Raw genomic sequence first — 15,138 nt, forward strand, 5'->3', positions numbered from 1 at the left:
CTGCCCGGGCCGGGCGCCGACGGAACCTCATCCGCAAGCACGCCGGGTCAACCGGACGGAAGCCGCCGCGACTCCCCAATTTCGCCAGAACCCATCCGCGCCAGCGCGCCATCGCACCGCGATACCGAACGCGCCGGCCGCCCGTCGCCGGAGACCACAGCCATGCTGCGTCGTTCCCTACTGTCCACCGCCGCCGCGCTGCCGCTTCTGCCAGCCGCCGCGGCCTTGTCGGCCACCCGTGCCGTCGCTGCGCCTGCCGCCGACGCCCGCAGGTGGCGGACGTTCGAACTGGTCGAGACCGTCGACATCCCCGTGGACGCCGGCCGCACCAAGTTGTGGCTGCCGCTCCCGCAGGACGCCGACTGGCAGCGTCTCGAGGGTGTGACCTGGTCCGGCAACGCGCCGACCATGGGCATCCACCGCGACACCGGCACCGGCGCCACCGCCTTCCACGCCGAGTGGCCGGAGGGCGGCGAGGGTCGCAAGGTCGCGTTGACGATGCGCGTCGGTGCGCTCGGACGCCACACCGACTTCACGAAGGCGACGGCCGCGAGCGCGCCACTCCCCGAGAGCATCGCCGGCTACCTCCGGCCGTCGTCGATGATCGTGACCGACGGCATCGTCAAGGAGACGGCCGAGAGGATCACTCGCGGCAAGACCGGCGCCGTCGAGAAGGCGCAGGCTGTGTTCGACTGGATCTGCGAGAACACGTTCCGCGACGCCAAGGTCAAGGGCTGCGGCATCGGCGACATCCGCGCGATGCTGACGACCGGCAACCTCAGCGGCAAATGCGCCGATCTCAACGCGCTGTTCGTCGGCCTGACGCGCGCCGCCGGCGTCCCGTCGCGCGGCGTCTACGGCGTGCGCGCCGCGCCATCCGCCCACTATCCCGCGATGGGCGCCAAGACCGCCGATATCAGCAAAGGCCAGCACTGCCGCGCCGAGTTCTGGGCCGCCGGGCTGGGCTGGGTGCCGGCCGATCCCGCCGACATCCGCAAGGTCGTGCTCGACGACAAGCTGGCGCTGACCGACCCCAAGATGGCCGATCTGCGCAAGTTCCTGTTCGGATCATGGGAGAACAACTGGATCGCCTACAACTCCGGCCGCGACGTGCGGCTACCGCTGTCCAAGGGCGAGCCGGTCAACTTCTTCATGTATCCGGAGGCCGAGACGGCCAAGGGCCCGCGCGACGGCGTCGATCCCGACACCTTCGTCTACAAGATCGCGTCGCGCGAGATCGCGGCGGCCTGACGGGCCACCGCGGATGCTCGCGGGTTTGCTGGGCTGGTGGCGCGGTCGATCGAATCCAACCGCGACGACGGTGTGGCTCGACCCGACGGAGGTCAGGTGGCTGGACGGCACGGGCGCGCGGCCGCTGATCGTCGATGTGCGCGGCGCGGACGAGTTCACCGGTCCGCTCGGGCATATCGACGGCGCGGTCAACCTGCCGCTGGACCGGCTTGAAGCCCGCGCCGACTCCCTCGACGCGCCGCGCGACCGCGACATCGTGCTCGTCTGCCGCACCGACAAGCGCTCCGCCCGCGCCGCCACGATCCTCGCGGAACGCGGCTTCGGGCGTGTCGTGGTGCTGCGCGCGGGCATGGAGGGCTGGAACGCCGCCGGGCTTCCGCTGTCGCGCGAGGCGTGACGCCGCCGTCGGCGTCTCAGAACAGCGCCGCCGCCGCGCGGTGGGCCTCGAGCAGTCCCGGCAGACGCGACGGCTCCGTGCGGCCCCAGCCGCACTCGCTTGAGACACCGAAATCCGGAACGTAGACGCGCGCCGCCGCGATCCGCGCGCGGTCGCCGGCGGCGTCGGCGTGGTGGATCAGCCCGAGATGCGGCCGTGTCTCAGGCCGCCGGCGCCAATCGCGCAGCGGTTTGAAATAGGCGTCGTCGCTGCGGTCCTTGGGCACGGGAATGTGCAGGAAATCAATCCGCCGGCGCACGGCGTCACCGATGCCGTTCATCATCTCCACCAAGATGGCGGCGTCCTTTGGCTGCACTAGATGCTCGTCGCGTGGCGAGCCATAGCAGAGGTGGTAGCCCAGTTCGACGGCCTCGGGCACCGCGTCGCCCAGCCGCCCCAGACCGTCGAAGACGCGGCGCTTGTAGTCGGCCGGACGGCCGGGGAAGTAACCCTCGAATACGAGGACCTCCTGGCACACGTCGTACTGGATCGAGAGGTCGGCGGGCGGGATCGACGCCACGATCCGGTCGATCGTGCGCTGCATGGCGCGCTCGTAGACGGCGAGGAACGAGTCGCGCGCCCCGGACTCGCGTACATCACGCCGATCGCCAGCGGCGTCGGCAGGCACACCTGGAACCGCACATGCGCCGGAATCGCGCCGTCGTCGCGCAGCCGCCGGAAAACAGCGTACGAATTGGCCGCCTCGCCGTCGTAGCCTGTCTCGAACTCGACGGTCGCCGGATCGACCCCGGCCCGGAAGCGCAGCAGCGGCCATTCGCGGATCAGCTTGCCGTCCCACTGCACGAAACGCAGCGGCGGCGCCGTCGGATCGGGCTCCATCGCGGGATGGCGCTCCAGCATGTCCTGCTGGTAGCGGATCCAGCGCGCGCGGTCACCCGTCTCGCCATCGGGAATCCGCGCCAGCAGCGGTCCCAGCGCGGCGGCGACCTGGCGGAACACCTGCTCGCTGTCGGACAGCGGCACGCTGCCGACGAGATGCGCCCGGTCGATCTTGTCCGCCATCTCGTCCCTCCCGCGCCTACGCTGGCGTCCGACGCCAGCGTAGGCGCGGCGCCGGAAAGCGTCGACGTGAAAACGGCGCCGGGATCGCCGGCGCCGTCGTCATCGCGGGAATGGCGCCCGCGGCGTCAGAACGCCTCGGCCTTGAGCGCCATCAGCGTTTCCGCGCCGGCCTTGATCTGGTGCGCCAGCGACGTCGTCTGCGGCAGGACGCGCTTCACGAAGAAGCGTCCGGTCGCCAGCTTGGTCTCGTAGAAATCGTTGTCGTTGCCCGCCGCCAAGCCGGCATGCGCCGCCTTGGCGATGCGCGCCCACATGAAGGCCATCGCACTCAGCCCCATGAGGCGCAGGAAGTCGGTGGCGGCGCCGCCGGCCTCGTCGGGATTCTTCATGCCGTTCTGCATCAGGAAGCCGACGCTCTCCATGACCCGGCCGACCGCCTTCTCCAGCGGCTCGACGAACTCCGCCAGCTTGGCGTCGCCCTTGTTTGCGGCGACGAAGCCGTTGATCTCGCCCAGCAGACGTTGCGCCGGCCGGCCGCCCTTCATCGGCAGCTTGCGGCCGACGAGGTCGAGCGCCTGGATGCCGTTGGTGCCCTCGTAGAGCTGCGAGATGCGCGCGTCGCGCACGAGCTGCTCGACGCCGTGCTCGCGGATGAAGCCGTGGCCGCCGTAGGTCTGGACGGCCAGATTGGCGCACTCGCTGCCCATGTCGGTGAAGTACGCCTTGATGATCGGCGTCAGCAGCTGCAGCAGGTCGTCGGCGGCGTCGCGCTTGTCCGCGTCGTCGCTGTGGCGCGCCACGTCGATCAGCGTGCCGACCCAGTAGGCGAGCGCGCGGGCGCCCTCGGCGAAGGATTTCTGCGTCAGCAGCATGCGGCGCACGTCGGGGTGCACGATGATCGGATCGGCTGGACCCTTGTCGTTCTTCGGGCCCGTCAGCGCGCGCCCCTGGATCCGGTCGCGGGCGCAGGCGACCGCGCTCTGGTACGCTGTCTCGGCGATGCCCAGCCCCTGCATGCCGACGCCGAGCCGGGCGGCGTTCATCATCACGAACATCGCGTTGAGGCCCTTGTTGGGTTCGCCGACCAGCCAGCCCTGGGCGGAGTCGAAGTTCATCACGCAGGTGGCCGACGCCTTGATGCCCATCTTGTGCTCGATGGCCCCGCAGCGCACGCCGTTGCGCTCGCCCGGCTTGCCGTCGGCCGTCGGCATGAACTTGGGCACGATGAACAGCGAGATGCCTTTGGTGCCGCCGGGCGCGTCCGGCAGGCGCGCGAGGCAGAGATGCACGATGTTCTCGGTCAGGTCGTGCTCGCCGGCCGAGATGAAGATCTTGGTGCCGGTGATGGCGTAGCTGCCGTCGCGCTGGGGCTCGGCGCGCGTGCGCAGCATGCCGAGATCCGTGCCGCAGTGAGGTTCGGTCAGGCACATCGTGCCCGACCACGTGCCGTCGCCGATCTTGGGCAGGAACTTCTGCTGCAGCTCCTGCGTCCCATGGGCGTGCAGCGCCTCGTAGGCGCCGTGCGACAGTCCGGGATACATGCCGAACGACATGTTGGCGGCGGTGATCATCTCCTGGACGACGAAGCCGACCGTCGCCGGCAGGCCCTGGCCGCCGAACTTCGGATCGGTCGTGATGTTGGTCCAGCCGCCCTCGGTGAACGCCTTGTAGGCCTCCTTGAAGCCCTTGGGCGTGCGCACCACGCCGTTCTCGTAGACGCAGCCCTCCTCGTCGCCGGAGCGGTTCAGCGGGAACAGCACGTTCTCGCACAGCTTGGCCGCCTCCTCGAGGATCGCGTCGACCAGATCCGGCGTCACCTCGCCGAACGGCGGCAGCGACGAGACGGTCTTCAGGTCGAGCACCTCGTTGAGCACGAAGCGCATGTCCTTCAGCGGTGCCTTGTAGACGGCCATCATCCCCTCCCTGATCTCATTCTCGCGCCGGCCGGCGCGGGCGGCGGGTCACGCCGCGTCCGGATCGACGCCCTTGTCGCGCAACAGCGACGCCGCGTGGTTCTCGACCTCGCGGAACTCGGCGATCTGCGCCTTCAGATCGCGCGCCTTCTTCTCCAGCTCGCCGATGTGCTGGCGGCTCTTGACCACGATTCCGCGCAGTTGCTGCACGCCCGAACGGTCGGCATGGTACAGATCGAGCAGTTCCTTGATCTCGCCCAGCGCGAAGCCCAGACGCTTGCCGCGCAGGATCCAGCTAAGACGGGCGCGGTCGCCGGAACTGAAAACCCGGTTCATGCCCTGCCGTGTCGGCGTCAGCAGACCTTCGTCCTCGTAGAACCGAATCGCCCTCGGCGTCACCCCGAACTCCTTGGCCAGTTCGGCGATGGTCCAAGTGCGGGCGGCCGGGCGGGACTCGTCGCGGAGCGTGTCGACTGCGGGCTGCGTCATGCCGAGTTGTCTAAATGACGTTTACGTAAACGTCAATAATGATTTACGTAAACGTCAAGAGCCGGATCCCCACCTCGACATCACGCCGGCTTCAGTCGATAGGAGCGCTTCTCGGGGATGAACTCGCGGCCGAGGATCTCGTCCGACGGCACACCGCGCAAGACTTGGCGCACATCCGCGACGACCTCCGGCCGGTTGCGGTAGTATTGGTGCCCGCGGTCGGAGAAGACGGTCTCCAGCACCTCGGCGCAGTCGACCAGCGACACCTTCATCGGCAGGTCCGACAGCGTGCGCGGCCCGGTCGCGCCGAGGCGGTCCTGCGCGTTCTTGGTGTCGCGGCTGATCTTGAGCGCACCGTCCTCGGCCGCGTAGTAGACGTGGATCGTGTCGGTGAGCGCCGCCAGAGGCGCAAATTTGTGGGCGTGCTCGAAGGCGTCGTTGTCCTCGTCGGCAGCCATCAGGAACACGTTCTTGAACAGCCGCGGCAGCCGGTTGGCGCCGTGCTCGCCGCAGATCGCCTGCACGGCGTGGCGCAGCGCGTAGTTGCCCATGCTGTGGGCGACGAGATGCAGGTTCTGCTTGCAGTGCGCCCGGTCGCCGATGGCGACGAGGTAGCGCATCAGGATCGTCAACGCCCGTTGGATCGCCGGCCCGGACGCGCGCGCATCGTCGCGGTCGCGGTTGTAGGACACGAGCGGGATCATGTCGCCGTCGGCCGGCCAGGAGAACACGAACACCTCGAGCGGCCGCTCGTCGAGCTGGTAGACGTCTTTGATCTGGGCGGCTCGCTCGAGGGATTCCTCGAACTTGCACGCGAAGCCGTGGATCAGCACCAAGGCGTCGCTCTTGTGCTCGATCATCGATTCACGGAGGTCGTCGAAGATCTCGCGGCTGCCGAACTTTTCCTTCGACTTCTCCTTCTTCGGCGCGTCTGGATCGTCGATGACGTGCTCCGGCGCGAGATAGACCGACGACACGCGGTAGCGGCCGCCGGCGCGCGCCGGCGCCTCGACCTCGGCCGAGCCGAAGCGCAGGTAGGTCAGGCCCTTCTCGCTGAAGTTCCGGCCGAACTCGGGCTTCTTCTCGGTGCCCTCGTTGTGGCGGTTGGTCGCGAAATACACGGTGATCGCCATGCCAGCCTCCCGCATGTCCAGTTGGAAATTCCCCGCGCCCGGCGGAATGCTACCACCGGGCCGCGTGCGTGTCGGGTGGAGTTTCCACCAGCGGACACCGGGCCACCGCCGCCCCGCCGGGGCGCGAGCGTGCTATGGTCCGGGAAAGGCCGGAGGAGGGAACATGCCGATTGGTCGACGCCGGACCACCAGCCTGATCGCCGCGGCGCTCGCGCCGTTCGCCGCCCGCGCCGTGCGCGCGCAGGACCGCGTCCTCAGGATCGTGGTGCCGTTCACACCGGGCACTGGAATGGACACGCTGGCCCGCATCCTCGGACCGCGGCTGCAAGCGCTCACGGGCCTGCCGGTGGTGGTCGACAACAAGCCCGGCGCAAGCGGCAACATCGGCACCGACGCCGCGGCGCGCGCGGCGCCGGACGGCAACACGCTGATGATGACGGCGAACACGTTCGTGACGAACGTAGGCCTGTTCAAATCCATACCCTACGATCCCGTCGCCAGCTTCGCGCCCGTCGCCATGGTCGCGACCGGCGATCTCGCGCTGGCCGTGCATCCCTCCTCTCCGGCGACGTCGTTGAAGACCTTCGTCGACCTCGCCAAGGCCAAGCCGGGCGATCTGAAGTACGCCTCGCCCGGTCCGGGCACGCCGCAGCATCTGGCGATGGAGTTGTTCCGGCTGGCCGTGAAGATCGACGTCGTGCACGTGCCCTACAAGGGGTCGGCAGGCGCGGTGCAGGACCTGGTCGCGGGCCATGTCGGCGCCATGGTCATCCCCGTGCACACGGCGTTGCCGCTGGCGCGCACGGACAAGATCCGCCTGCTGGCGGTGGCGGCGCCGAAGCGTTCGGTCTTCGCGCCCGACGTGCCGACCTTCGCCGAGGCCGGGATCGACGGCGCCGATGTCGACCTCTGGTACGGACTCTTCGCGCCGGCGGCGACACCGCCGTCCGTGGTCGCCGCGCTGAACGGACACGTCAACGCCGCGTTGGCGATGGCCGACGTCCAGGACGCGCTGAAGCAGGCCGGCCTGGCGCCGGTCGGCGGCCCGGCCGACAAGCTGGCCGCCTTCGTGAAGTCCGACCTCGCGCGCTGGACGCGTGTCATCCGCGAGGCCGGCATCGAGCCGGCGACCTGACGCTCATGGTCGACGACATCCTGATCGTCGGCGCGGGGATCGGCGGCCTCACGCTTGCGTTGATGCTGGAGCGCGCCGGCATCCCCTGCCGCGTGGTCGAGGCCGCGCCGGAGATCAGGCCGGTCGGCGTCGGCATAAACGTGCTGCCGCACGCGGCGGCCGAGCTGTGCGCGCTCGGTCTGGAGAACGCCCTGGCGGCGGTCGCCGTCACGACCCGCGAGAGCGCGTTCTTCAACCGCTTCGGCCAGCTCATCTACAGCGAACCGGCGGGTCGCGCCGCCGGCCATCCGGCGCCGCAATTTTCCATCCATCGCGGCGAGCTCCAGCGCGTCCTGGCCGACACGGTGATCACGCGGATCGGGCAGGGTCGATTGCACACGGGTTGGCGCTGTGTCGGCGCCGGCGCCGAGAACGGGCGCGCGGTCGTGGATCTCGTCGACTCCGACGACCGGCCGCTGCGGTCCTTGACGGGCCGCGCGGTCGTCGCCTGCGATGGAATCCACTCGATCATCCGCCGGGGTCTGCATCCCGACGAAGGCCCGCCGAAATACTCGGGCGTCAACATGTGGCGGGGCACCACGCGCTGGCCTCCGTTCCTCTCGGGCGCGACGATGGTGCGCGCGGGCTGGCTCGCGACCGGCAAGATGGTGATCTATCCGATCCGCGACGCGGTCGATGCCGAGGGCCGCCAGCTCGTCAACTGGGTCGCGGAGATCGAGACGCCCGACTACAAACGCCGCGATTGGAACCGGCCCGGCCGGCTCGAGGATTTCCTTCCGGCCTTCGCCGATTGGCGCTTCGACTGGCTCGACGTGCCGGCGTTCCTGCGCGCGTCCGACCTCGTGCTCGAGTTCCCGATGGTCGACCAGGATCCGCTGCCGTTCTGGCGCGGAGGCCTCGTCACTTTGCTTGGCGACGCGGCGCATCCGATGTACCCGCGCGGTTCGAACGGCGCCGGACAGGCGATCCTCGACGCCCGCGCGCTCACCGACGCGCTGCGGGCGCACGCCGACGCCGGCGCCGCCCTCGACGCCTACGAAGGCAAGCGGCGCCCGGCTACGGCGGCGGTGGTCCACGCAAACCGGACCAACCCGCCGGACGCCGTCCTGCGCGAGGTCTTTCTCCGCACCGGCGACCGCCCGTTCGCCGACATCGACTCGGTGATCCCGCGGAGCGAACTCGTGGCGTTGGTGGACGGCTACCGACAGGTGACGGCGGCGCGACCCTGAACGCGGCAGCGCTCGACAAGCGGCGGCGCTGGCGGCACTTTGACGGCGGGAGAGGCGCCGGCCGACGACACGCCGGCGCCGCTGGGACGGAGACGTGCGATGGCCGCGAACGAATACGACTACATTATCGTCGGCGCCGGCAGCGCGGGCTGCACGCTGGCCTACCGCCTCGGCGAGGATCCGGCCGTCCGCGTGCTGGTGCTGGAGGCCGGCAAGGCGGACAATAACATGTTCATCCACATGCCGGCCGGCGTCGTAAACCTGGCCGGCAAGGGCCTGTTCAACTGGGGCTACCAGACCGAGCCGCAGATCCACTGCGACGGGCGGCGCATGTACTGGCCGCGCGGCAAGACCTTGGGCGGCTCGTCGTCCATCAACGCGATGCTCTACATCCGCGGCCACGCCTGGGACTACGACCACTGGCGCCAGCTCGGCAACGCCGGCTGGAGCTACGCCGACGTCCTGCCCTACTTCAAGAGGGCGCAGAACAACGAGCGCGGCGCCGACGAATTCCACGGCGTCGGCGGGCCCCTCAACGTCGCCGACCAGGTGTCTCCGGCGAAGATCAACGCCGCCTTCCTCGCAGCCTGCGAGCAGGCCGGACATAGACGCACCCGTGACTTCAATGGCGCGTCGCAGGACGGGGTCGGCCAGTACCAGGTGACCCAGAAGGGCGGCAAGCGCTTCAGCGCCGCCGTCGCCTATCTGCGGCCGGCGATGGCGCGCGGCAACGCCACCGTGCTGACCGACGCGATCACCGCCCGGGCGGTGGTCGAGAAAGGCCGCGCCACCGGAGTCGCGTACCGCAAGGACGGAAAAGACGAGACCGCGCGCGCTTCGCGCGAGGTCATCCTGAGCGGCGGCGCCATCAACTCGCCGCAGACGCTGATGCTGTCGGGTGTCGGCCCCGCCGAGCACCTGCGCGCCATGGGCATTGACGTCGCCGCCGACGTGCCCGGCGTCGGCGGCAACCTGCAGGACCACCTCGACGCGGCAACGCTCTACCACTGCAAGACGCGCGACACCTACGACACCGCCAACGAGCTGGTGACGCTGGCCAAGCACCTGTTCGCCAAGACCGGCCCGGGCACCTCCTGCATCGCCGAGACCGGCGGCTTCTTCGATCGGCCGACGGATTGGCAGCGCCTGACATCCAGCTCCATTTCATCCCCGCCTTCGTCATCGACCACGGCAAGACGAAGATGAAGACCAACGGCATGACGTTGCACGTCTGCCTGCTGCGGCCCGGGAGCCGCGGCACGATCCGGCTCAAGAGCGCCGATCCCCTGGCGCACCCCGCCATCGACGCCAACTACCTTTCGGCGCCGGGCGACCTCGACGCGCTCGTGAAGGGTACGCGGATGGCACGGGAGATCTTCGCGCAGAAGGCGATGGACCCGTACCGCGGCGAGGAGATGGAGCCGGGCTCGGCCAAGGTCTCGGATGTCGACCTCGCGGCCTGGGTGCGCGCCCGCAGCGAGACCATCTACCATCCCGTCGGCACCTGCCGGATGGGGCCGGACTCCGACGCCTCCGCGGTCGTCGATCCGTCGCTGCGCGTGCGCGGCGTCGAGCGCCTGCGCGTGGTCGACGCCTCCGTCATGCCGACCCTGATCGGCGGCAACACCAACGCGCCGACCATCATGATCGCCGAGCGCGCCGCCGACCTCATCAAGGGCGCGGAGTCCATGGCGCGCGCTGCGTAGGCGCCAGGACCGCCGGCATGGCGTCCCACGAGGCGATGACGTCCGCGCGCTCCCGGACCGTGGCGGCGGCACTCGTCGCCGGCGGCGCGCTCGGCGGCGTCGGCGTCCCGGCGTTCCTGCTCTCGAGCGGGACGCGGACGGTCGAGCTCGCGCCGGGCGTCGACGCCCTCGTCGTCTGCGGGGCCGCGATCTTCATCGTCGACGCCGTGCTGGCCTGGTACTTCTGGCGGCGCGCGCGGGCGATCGCGGCGACAGAACCGCCGTCGGACGACGGGCCGGTCACGCGCGGATAGGCCGGCCGGCTTTCGCGTGCCATAGTCGCGGTCCACCGCGCATCGGGAGTGGATCATGCGGACGTATCTCGCGGCGGTGGCGGCCCTCGCCGCCACAGCCCTTGCCGGCTGCTACGACACCGGCCAGCGCGTGCTCGAACGCGGCCAGGACGTCGCGCTGCCGGCCGGCACCTACCACTGCGTCAACACCGACAAGGGCGAGACGTCGACCGCCGTGGTCTCCGCCCCCGTCAACGTCGGCGGCGAGGTGGTACAGGACGCGCGGCTCGACAAGAGCGCCTACCGGCTGCGGCTCGAATCGTCGAACGGAGGCCTGATCATCGTCGAGGCCGACGAGGCCGGCCGCATCTACCACATGTTCCTGAAGCGCGACCCCGAAGGGGCGTTCGGCATACTGGTGCCGGACGACCGCGCGCGCCTCGAGGCGCTGGCGCGGCGGACCGGCGTGACGCTGTCGCAGGCGCAGTTCGGTCCCGGCAAGCCCGGCGGCGCGCCCGACAACCTGCGCGCGTTCCTGCGGGCCCACACCGAGGCCGATCTCAAGCGCACCGCGACCTGCGTCAGGCGCGCTTGAATCGGGCGCGCTAGAGTTTCGCTAACGATATCCCGACAAATGCTCTTTTGACCCCATCCGGGGTCGCGACCATGTTCCGGCGGCGAGACAAGCCGGAGACCCGTCATGGACGCCCTGACCGTCCCTTCCCCGACCGCGAACGCCGCCCTCGACGGCGTCGTGGCGCCGATCAACTACCTCGTTCCGGGCGCCGACAAGCCGTTCAGCTACACCTACGAACCGCCGCCGGGCACGCCGTGGCGCAACACCGTGTACGCGCCGTTCCCTATGGCCGTGCGGGACGCCCGCGCGCTGGCCGCGGCGCCGACCCTGGACGACGCCGGCTTCACCTTGGTGGGCCACGACAGCGCCGTGCGGGACTTCCACGACGAGGCCGGGCGGCGCGCGGCCTACGATCCCGAGGTCGAGCGCCTGGTCGCGGCGCTGACCGGCGCGGCGAAGGTCGTGGTGTTCGACCACACCCTGCGCGACGGCCGCCTCCAGGCCCGCGCCGCCGACGGCGTGCGCGAGCCGGTCAAGCGGGCCCACAACGACTACACGCCGCGCTCCGCGCCGCAACGCGTGCGCGACATCCTGTCCGCGGAGGAGGCCGGGCGACGGCTGCGCGACCGCTACGCCATCGTCAACGTCTGGCGTCCGATCGGCGGCGTGGTCGAGGAATCGCCGCTCGCCATCGCCGACGCCCGCTCGGTCGCGTTCGATGATTTCGTCGCGTCGGACCTCATCTACCGCGACCGCCGCGGCGAGACGTACGGCGTGCGGCATAACCCGGCGCACCGATGGTACCACTATCCGTCGATGCGGCCCGACGAGGCGCTGGTGTTCAAGTGCTTCGACTCGGCCGAGGACGGGCGCGCGCGCTGGACCGCGCACGCCGCCTTCGACGATCCGACGACGTCGCCAAGCGCCGCGCCCCGCCGCAGCGTCGAGACGCGCACGCTCGCCTTCTGGGAACCCTGACCGCCGCGGCCGCGGTCAGAACTTGCCGGTGACGAGGTACATCGCGATCCACGGCTGCCAGACGACCAGCGCCAGGCACCCGAGCATGATCAGGATGAACGGAATCGCCGCTCGGCACAGCAGGCCGAACTTCTGCTTGAAGGCGCTCATCGCGACGATCAGGTTCAGACCGACCGGCGGCGTCAGGTAGCCGATCTCGAGGTTGAGGATCATGATCAGCCCGAACACGACCTTGTCGTAGCCGTAGGCGGCGGCGAGCGGCGCCAGCAGCGGCCCCAGCACGAGGATCGCCTCGCCGGTCGTCATCAGGCAGCCGACGATCAGCAGCAGGACGTTGACGATCAGCATGAAGGCGAGAGGGCTCGATATGTACTGCTGGACCAGCGCGACCATCGACTGCGGCACGTGGTGCTCGATCAGGATGATGTTGAGGCTGAGGGCGACGGCGAGCACCGGGAACAGCGATCCGCCAAGCTTCGATGCGTCCAGCACGACCTTGTAGAAGTCGCCGAGCTTGAGCTCCTTGTGGATGAAGATCTCGACGACCATCGCGTAGGCCAGCGCGACCGCCGCCGCCTCGGTCGCGGTGAACCAGCCGGAATAGATGCCGCCCAGCAGTATCACCGGCATCATGAACGCCCAGATGCCGCGGGCGCAGGCGGTCTTGAAGTCCTGGAAGTCGAAGCGCCGCGACGGCATCGCGCGGTTGTGCCAGACGGCGTAGATCGAGAGCGCGATCGTGAGCAGCAAGCCCGGTCCGAAGCCGGCGGCGAACAGGTCGGTGATCGAGGTCTCGGTCACCAGCCCGTAGATGATCATCGGGATCGACGGCGGGATGATGATGCCCAGCGTGCCGCCGGACATGATGGCGCCCATCGTGAACTTGATGTCGTAGCCGGCCTGGCGCATCGCGGGGTACATCACCGAACCGACCGCCAGCATGGTGACGATCGAGGAGCCGGAGATCGCCGCGAACACGGCGCACGACAGGATGCACGCGACGGCGAGGCCGCCGGGCAGCGGCCGCGTGACCGCCTCGAGGATCGCGATCAGGCGCTGCGCGATCGAGCCGCGCGTCATGACGTTGCCGCAGAGGATGAAGAGCGGGATCGACAGGATGACCTCCTTGTCGATGCCGACCCACATGTCCTCTACGATGTAGTCGAGTTGGCCGCGGCCCCACACCATGTGGATGTAGGCCGCGACGCACAGCAGGATCACCAGCAGCGGCTGGCGCAGCACCAGCAGCAGGACGATCAGCGCCAGCAGCAGGAACGTGGTCATTCCTGGAACTCCGGCGGCTTGGGCCGGACGCCCGGCCAGGCGGCGAACACGAGGTAGCGCAGCGCCGCCGACAGGAAGCCGAGCGGAATCGCCATCTGGATCGGCCAGACCACCCAGTCGAGCACGGGCGTGCGCAGGTTGGCCGCGTAGGTCGACTGGATGAAGACGAACCCGAACCAGACGAAACCCAGCAGAAATATCCCCGTCAGGAGGTCGGCGATCCGGTCCATCGCCGGTCCGAGGCGCGCCGGTATCCAGTTGAACGCGACCCTTGGCACGAGGTGGCTGCCGGTCGCGGTCGCGATGCCGACGCCCAGGAACGCGCCGATCACCAGCGCGAAGATCGCCAGCCGCTGGGCGGCGAAGATGCCCGTCGGACCGATATCGACGTTTATGAGCCGGAAGAACGGCCCGACGATCTCGCGCCCGAACACGTCGAGCACCATGATGATCGCGATGAACGAGAAAGCGGCGACGGCGATCCAGCATTCGAGCCTGTGCCAGCCGTCGATGATCCGGCGGATGCCTTCGGGCGCGTCCGCCGCGCCCGGCGCATCGCGCTCTGATGCCGGTGTGTTCATATCCCCCCGCCGCGCTCCGGACGCGCAGGCGCGCGCCCGGTCCCGTCAGTTCCCGATGATACCCCGCGCCGCCCCGATCAGGCGCCGCAGGCCTTCTTGCCGTCTTCCATCAGCTTGAAGAACTTGTCCGAGTCGCCGCCGACGGACTTCACGATCTGCGGCCATGCCGGCTCGACCGCCTTCTGCCACACCAGCCGCTCCGCCGGCGTCAGCGTCACGATCTGGCCGCCGGCCTTCAGGTGCATGCCGAGGATCGTCTCCTCGAAGCCGCGGATCTCGCCGCGGAGCTGCGATCCGGGGCGGCGGTCGACGGCGCGCTGCAGCGCGTTGCGCTGGTCGGCCGTCATCTTGTCGTAGACGCCCTTCGCGATCACCACCACGCCGCCGGCGTCGTAGTGGTTGGTCCGGGTGTAGACCGGGGCGATCTTGCCGAGCCCGGACGGCACGTAGAAGGTCACGGGCGCGTCCGACACGTCGACGAGGCCGGTCTGGTGCGCCGACGACCATTCGGTGATGCCGATCGGGTTGGGGTTGGCGCCGAGCGCCGTCCAGAACGCCGCCGCCGTCTTGGTCGGCGCCGAACGCGCCTTGAGCCCCTTGACCTCGGCGGGGGTCTTGAACGCCTTCTTGCCGACGATGCTGCCGGAGCCGACATGGGTCCAGCCGAGGAACACCACGCCCTTCTGGGCCAGGGCGTTCCGGGTGTAGTTCGTCAGGTGGTTGTCGTAGACGCAGTCCTGCTGCTTGGCGCTCGTGAAGTAGAACGGCAGCCCCGTCAGCGACAGCTCGGGCACCAAGAGCGCCGCGGCGGCGACCGAGAAGCCTCCCATGTCGATGCGGCCGCGCGCGACCTGCTGCATCGTGTCCTGCTCGTTGCCGAGCTGGGCGTTGATGAAGGGCACGATCTTCATCGCGCTCTTGCTCTCCTCGTCGAGATCCTTGGCGAAGCGGTCGAGCTGCATCACCCAGGGCGTGTTCGGCGGCGCGCCGGTCGTGTAGCGGAACTCGGCCGCCTTCTGCTGCGCCGAAGCGCCGCCGGTGGCGGCCGCCGCCACGACGGCCAGCGCCGCCAGCGTGATCGATCCTCTCATCGTCGTCTCCTCCCTTGAATTACCCTCTGCGGGGCGTTCC

At 69.5% G+C, this 15,138-nt stretch carries 14 protein-coding genes and 1 pseudogene; 8 read left to right on the forward strand and 7 right to left on the reverse strand.

Annotated features, from left to right (window positions below):
- The first annotated feature begins 162 nt into the window (after window positions 1–162).
- Both IPK81_03285 and IPK81_03290 read left to right on the forward strand, forming a co-directional pair.
- Entirely contained in the window at window positions 163–1,251 is a 1,089-nt protein-coding gene (locus IPK81_03285; protein QQS13290.1) for a transglutaminase domain-containing protein, read from the forward strand.
- Between the two features lie 13 nt (window positions 1,252–1,264).
- Entirely contained in the window at window positions 1,265–1,648 is a 384-nt protein-coding gene (locus tag IPK81_03290; GenBank protein QQS13291.1) for a hypothetical protein, read from the forward strand.
- Between the two features lie 16 nt (window positions 1,649–1,664).
- Here IPK81_03290 and IPK81_03295 read toward each other — a convergent pair whose 3' ends face one another.
- From IPK81_03295 to IPK81_03310, 4 genes are all read right to left on the reverse strand, one after another.
- Window positions 1,665–2,231 carry a hypothetical protein gene (locus IPK81_03295; GenBank protein QQS13292.1) on the reverse strand — a complete coding sequence of 189 codons (567 nt, stop codon included), beginning with the start codon at window positions 2,229–2,231 and terminating at the stop codon, window positions 1,665–1,667.
- Between the two features lie 604 nt (window positions 2,232–2,835).
- Window positions 2,836–4,623: an acyl-CoA dehydrogenase C-terminal domain-containing protein gene (locus IPK81_03300; protein QQS13293.1), complete on the reverse strand. Its 1,788-nt coding sequence runs from the start codon at window positions 4,621–4,623 to the stop codon at window positions 2,836–2,838.
- Between the two features lie 48 nt (window positions 4,624–4,671).
- Window positions 4,672–5,112, reverse strand: a complete 441-nt coding sequence (locus IPK81_03305) for a MerR family DNA-binding transcriptional regulator (GenBank protein ID QQS13294.1) — start codon at window positions 5,110–5,112, stop codon at window positions 4,672–4,674.
- A gap of 80 nt (window positions 5,113–5,192) precedes the next feature.
- Complete coding sequence (locus IPK81_03310) at window positions 5,193–6,245, reverse strand: alpha/beta hydrolase (GenBank protein QQS13295.1); 1,053 nt, start codon at window positions 6,243–6,245, stop codon at window positions 5,193–5,195.
- 163 nt (window positions 6,246–6,408) lie between these two features.
- On the opposite strand from IPK81_03310, the gene IPK81_03315 reads away from it, so the two are divergent.
- From IPK81_03315 to IPK81_03340, 6 genes and pseudogenes are all read left to right on the forward strand, one after another.
- On the forward strand, window positions 6,409–7,380 hold the full coding sequence (locus tag IPK81_03315) for a tripartite tricarboxylate transporter substrate binding protein (GenBank protein ID QQS13296.1): 972 nt from the start codon (window positions 6,409–6,411) through the stop codon (window positions 7,378–7,380).
- Between the two features lie 5 nt (window positions 7,381–7,385).
- On the forward strand, window positions 7,386–8,609 hold the full coding sequence (locus IPK81_03320; protein QQS13297.1) for a flavin-dependent oxidoreductase: 1,224 nt from the start codon (window positions 7,386–7,388) through the stop codon (window positions 8,607–8,609).
- Between the two features lie 99 nt (window positions 8,610–8,708).
- A pseudogene (locus tag IPK81_03325) lies at window positions 8,709–10,315 on the forward strand (choline dehydrogenase).
- A gap of 17 nt (window positions 10,316–10,332) precedes the next feature.
- Entirely contained in the window at window positions 10,333–10,608 is a 276-nt protein-coding gene (locus IPK81_03330; protein ID QQS13298.1) for a hypothetical protein, read from the forward strand.
- A gap of 55 nt (window positions 10,609–10,663) precedes the next feature.
- Window positions 10,664–11,182: a hypothetical protein gene (locus tag IPK81_03335; protein ID QQS13299.1), complete on the forward strand. Its 519-nt coding sequence runs from the start codon at window positions 10,664–10,666 to the stop codon at window positions 11,180–11,182.
- A gap of 105 nt (window positions 11,183–11,287) precedes the next feature.
- Window positions 11,288–12,142 (forward strand): methyltransferase, encoded by an 855-nt coding sequence (locus IPK81_03340; GenBank protein QQS13300.1) that lies wholly within the window; start codon window positions 11,288–11,290, stop codon window positions 12,140–12,142.
- Window positions 12,143–12,157: 15 nt separating this feature from the next.
- On the opposite strand, the gene IPK81_03345 is transcribed toward IPK81_03340, so the two are convergent.
- The 3 genes from IPK81_03345 to IPK81_03355 all read right to left on the reverse strand — a co-directional run bounded on the left by IPK81_03345 (window position 12,158) and on the right by IPK81_03355 (window position 15,098).
- On the reverse strand, window positions 12,158–13,426 hold the full coding sequence (locus IPK81_03345; GenBank protein QQS13301.1) for a TRAP transporter large permease: 1,269 nt from the start codon (window positions 13,424–13,426) through the stop codon (window positions 12,158–12,160).
- Window positions 13,423–14,007 carry a TRAP transporter small permease gene (locus IPK81_03350; GenBank protein QQS13302.1) on the reverse strand — a complete coding sequence of 195 codons (585 nt, stop codon included), beginning with the start codon at window positions 14,005–14,007 and terminating at the stop codon, window positions 13,423–13,425. Before IPK81_03350 ends, IPK81_03345 begins: the two co-directional genes overlap by 4 nt.
- Before the next feature lie 77 nt (window positions 14,008–14,084).
- Window positions 14,085–15,098 (reverse strand): TRAP transporter substrate-binding protein, encoded by a 1,014-nt coding sequence (locus tag IPK81_03355; GenBank protein ID QQS13303.1) that lies wholly within the window; start codon window positions 15,096–15,098, stop codon window positions 14,085–14,087.
- Between the last annotated feature and the right edge of the window lie 40 nt (window positions 15,099–15,138).

It is taken from the genome of Rhodospirillales bacterium (assembly GCA_016699855.1).
GTDB lineage: Bacteria > Pseudomonadota > Alphaproteobacteria > Reyranellales > Reyranellaceae.

Bases quoted from the DNA above. Each gene is read 5' to 3' on its own strand.
- IPK81_03285 (QQS13290.1), top strand. From the start codon at position 163: ATGCTGCGTCGTTCCCTACTGTCCACCGCCGCCGCGCTGCCGCTTCTG.
- IPK81_03290 (QQS13291.1), top strand. From the start codon at position 1,265: ATGCTCGCGGGTTTGCTGGGCTGGTGGCGCGGTCGATCGAATCCAACC.
- IPK81_03295 (QQS13292.1), bottom strand. From the start codon at position 2,231: ATGCAGCGCACGATCGACCGGATCGTGGCGTCGATCCCGCCCGCCGAC.
- IPK81_03300 (QQS13293.1), bottom strand. From the start codon at position 4,623: ATGGCCGTCTACAAGGCACCGCTGAAGGACATGCGCTTCGTGCTCAAC.
- IPK81_03305 (QQS13294.1), bottom strand. From the start codon at position 5,112: ATGACGCAGCCCGCAGTCGACACGCTCCGCGACGAGTCCCGCCCGGCC.
- IPK81_03310 (QQS13295.1), bottom strand. From the start codon at position 6,245: ATGGCGATCACCGTGTATTTCGCGACCAACCGCCACAACGAGGGCACC.
- IPK81_03315 (QQS13296.1), top strand. From the start codon at position 6,409: ATGCCGATTGGTCGACGCCGGACCACCAGCCTGATCGCCGCGGCGCTC.
- IPK81_03320 (QQS13297.1), top strand. From the start codon at position 7,386: ATGGTCGACGACATCCTGATCGTCGGCGCGGGGATCGGCGGCCTCACG.
- IPK81_03330 (QQS13298.1), top strand. From the start codon at position 10,333: ATGGCGTCCCACGAGGCGATGACGTCCGCGCGCTCCCGGACCGTGGCG.
- IPK81_03335 (QQS13299.1), top strand. From the start codon at position 10,664: ATGCGGACGTATCTCGCGGCGGTGGCGGCCCTCGCCGCCACAGCCCTT.
- IPK81_03340 (QQS13300.1), top strand. From the start codon at position 11,288: ATGGACGCCCTGACCGTCCCTTCCCCGACCGCGAACGCCGCCCTCGAC.
- IPK81_03345 (QQS13301.1), bottom strand. From the start codon at position 13,426: ATGACCACGTTCCTGCTGCTGGCGCTGATCGTCCTGCTGCTGGTGCTG.
- IPK81_03350 (QQS13302.1), bottom strand. From the start codon at position 14,007: ATGAACACACCGGCATCAGAGCGCGATGCGCCGGGCGCGGCGGACGCG.
- IPK81_03355 (QQS13303.1), bottom strand. From the start codon at position 15,098: ATGAGAGGATCGATCACGCTGGCGGCGCTGGCCGTCGTGGCGGCGGCC.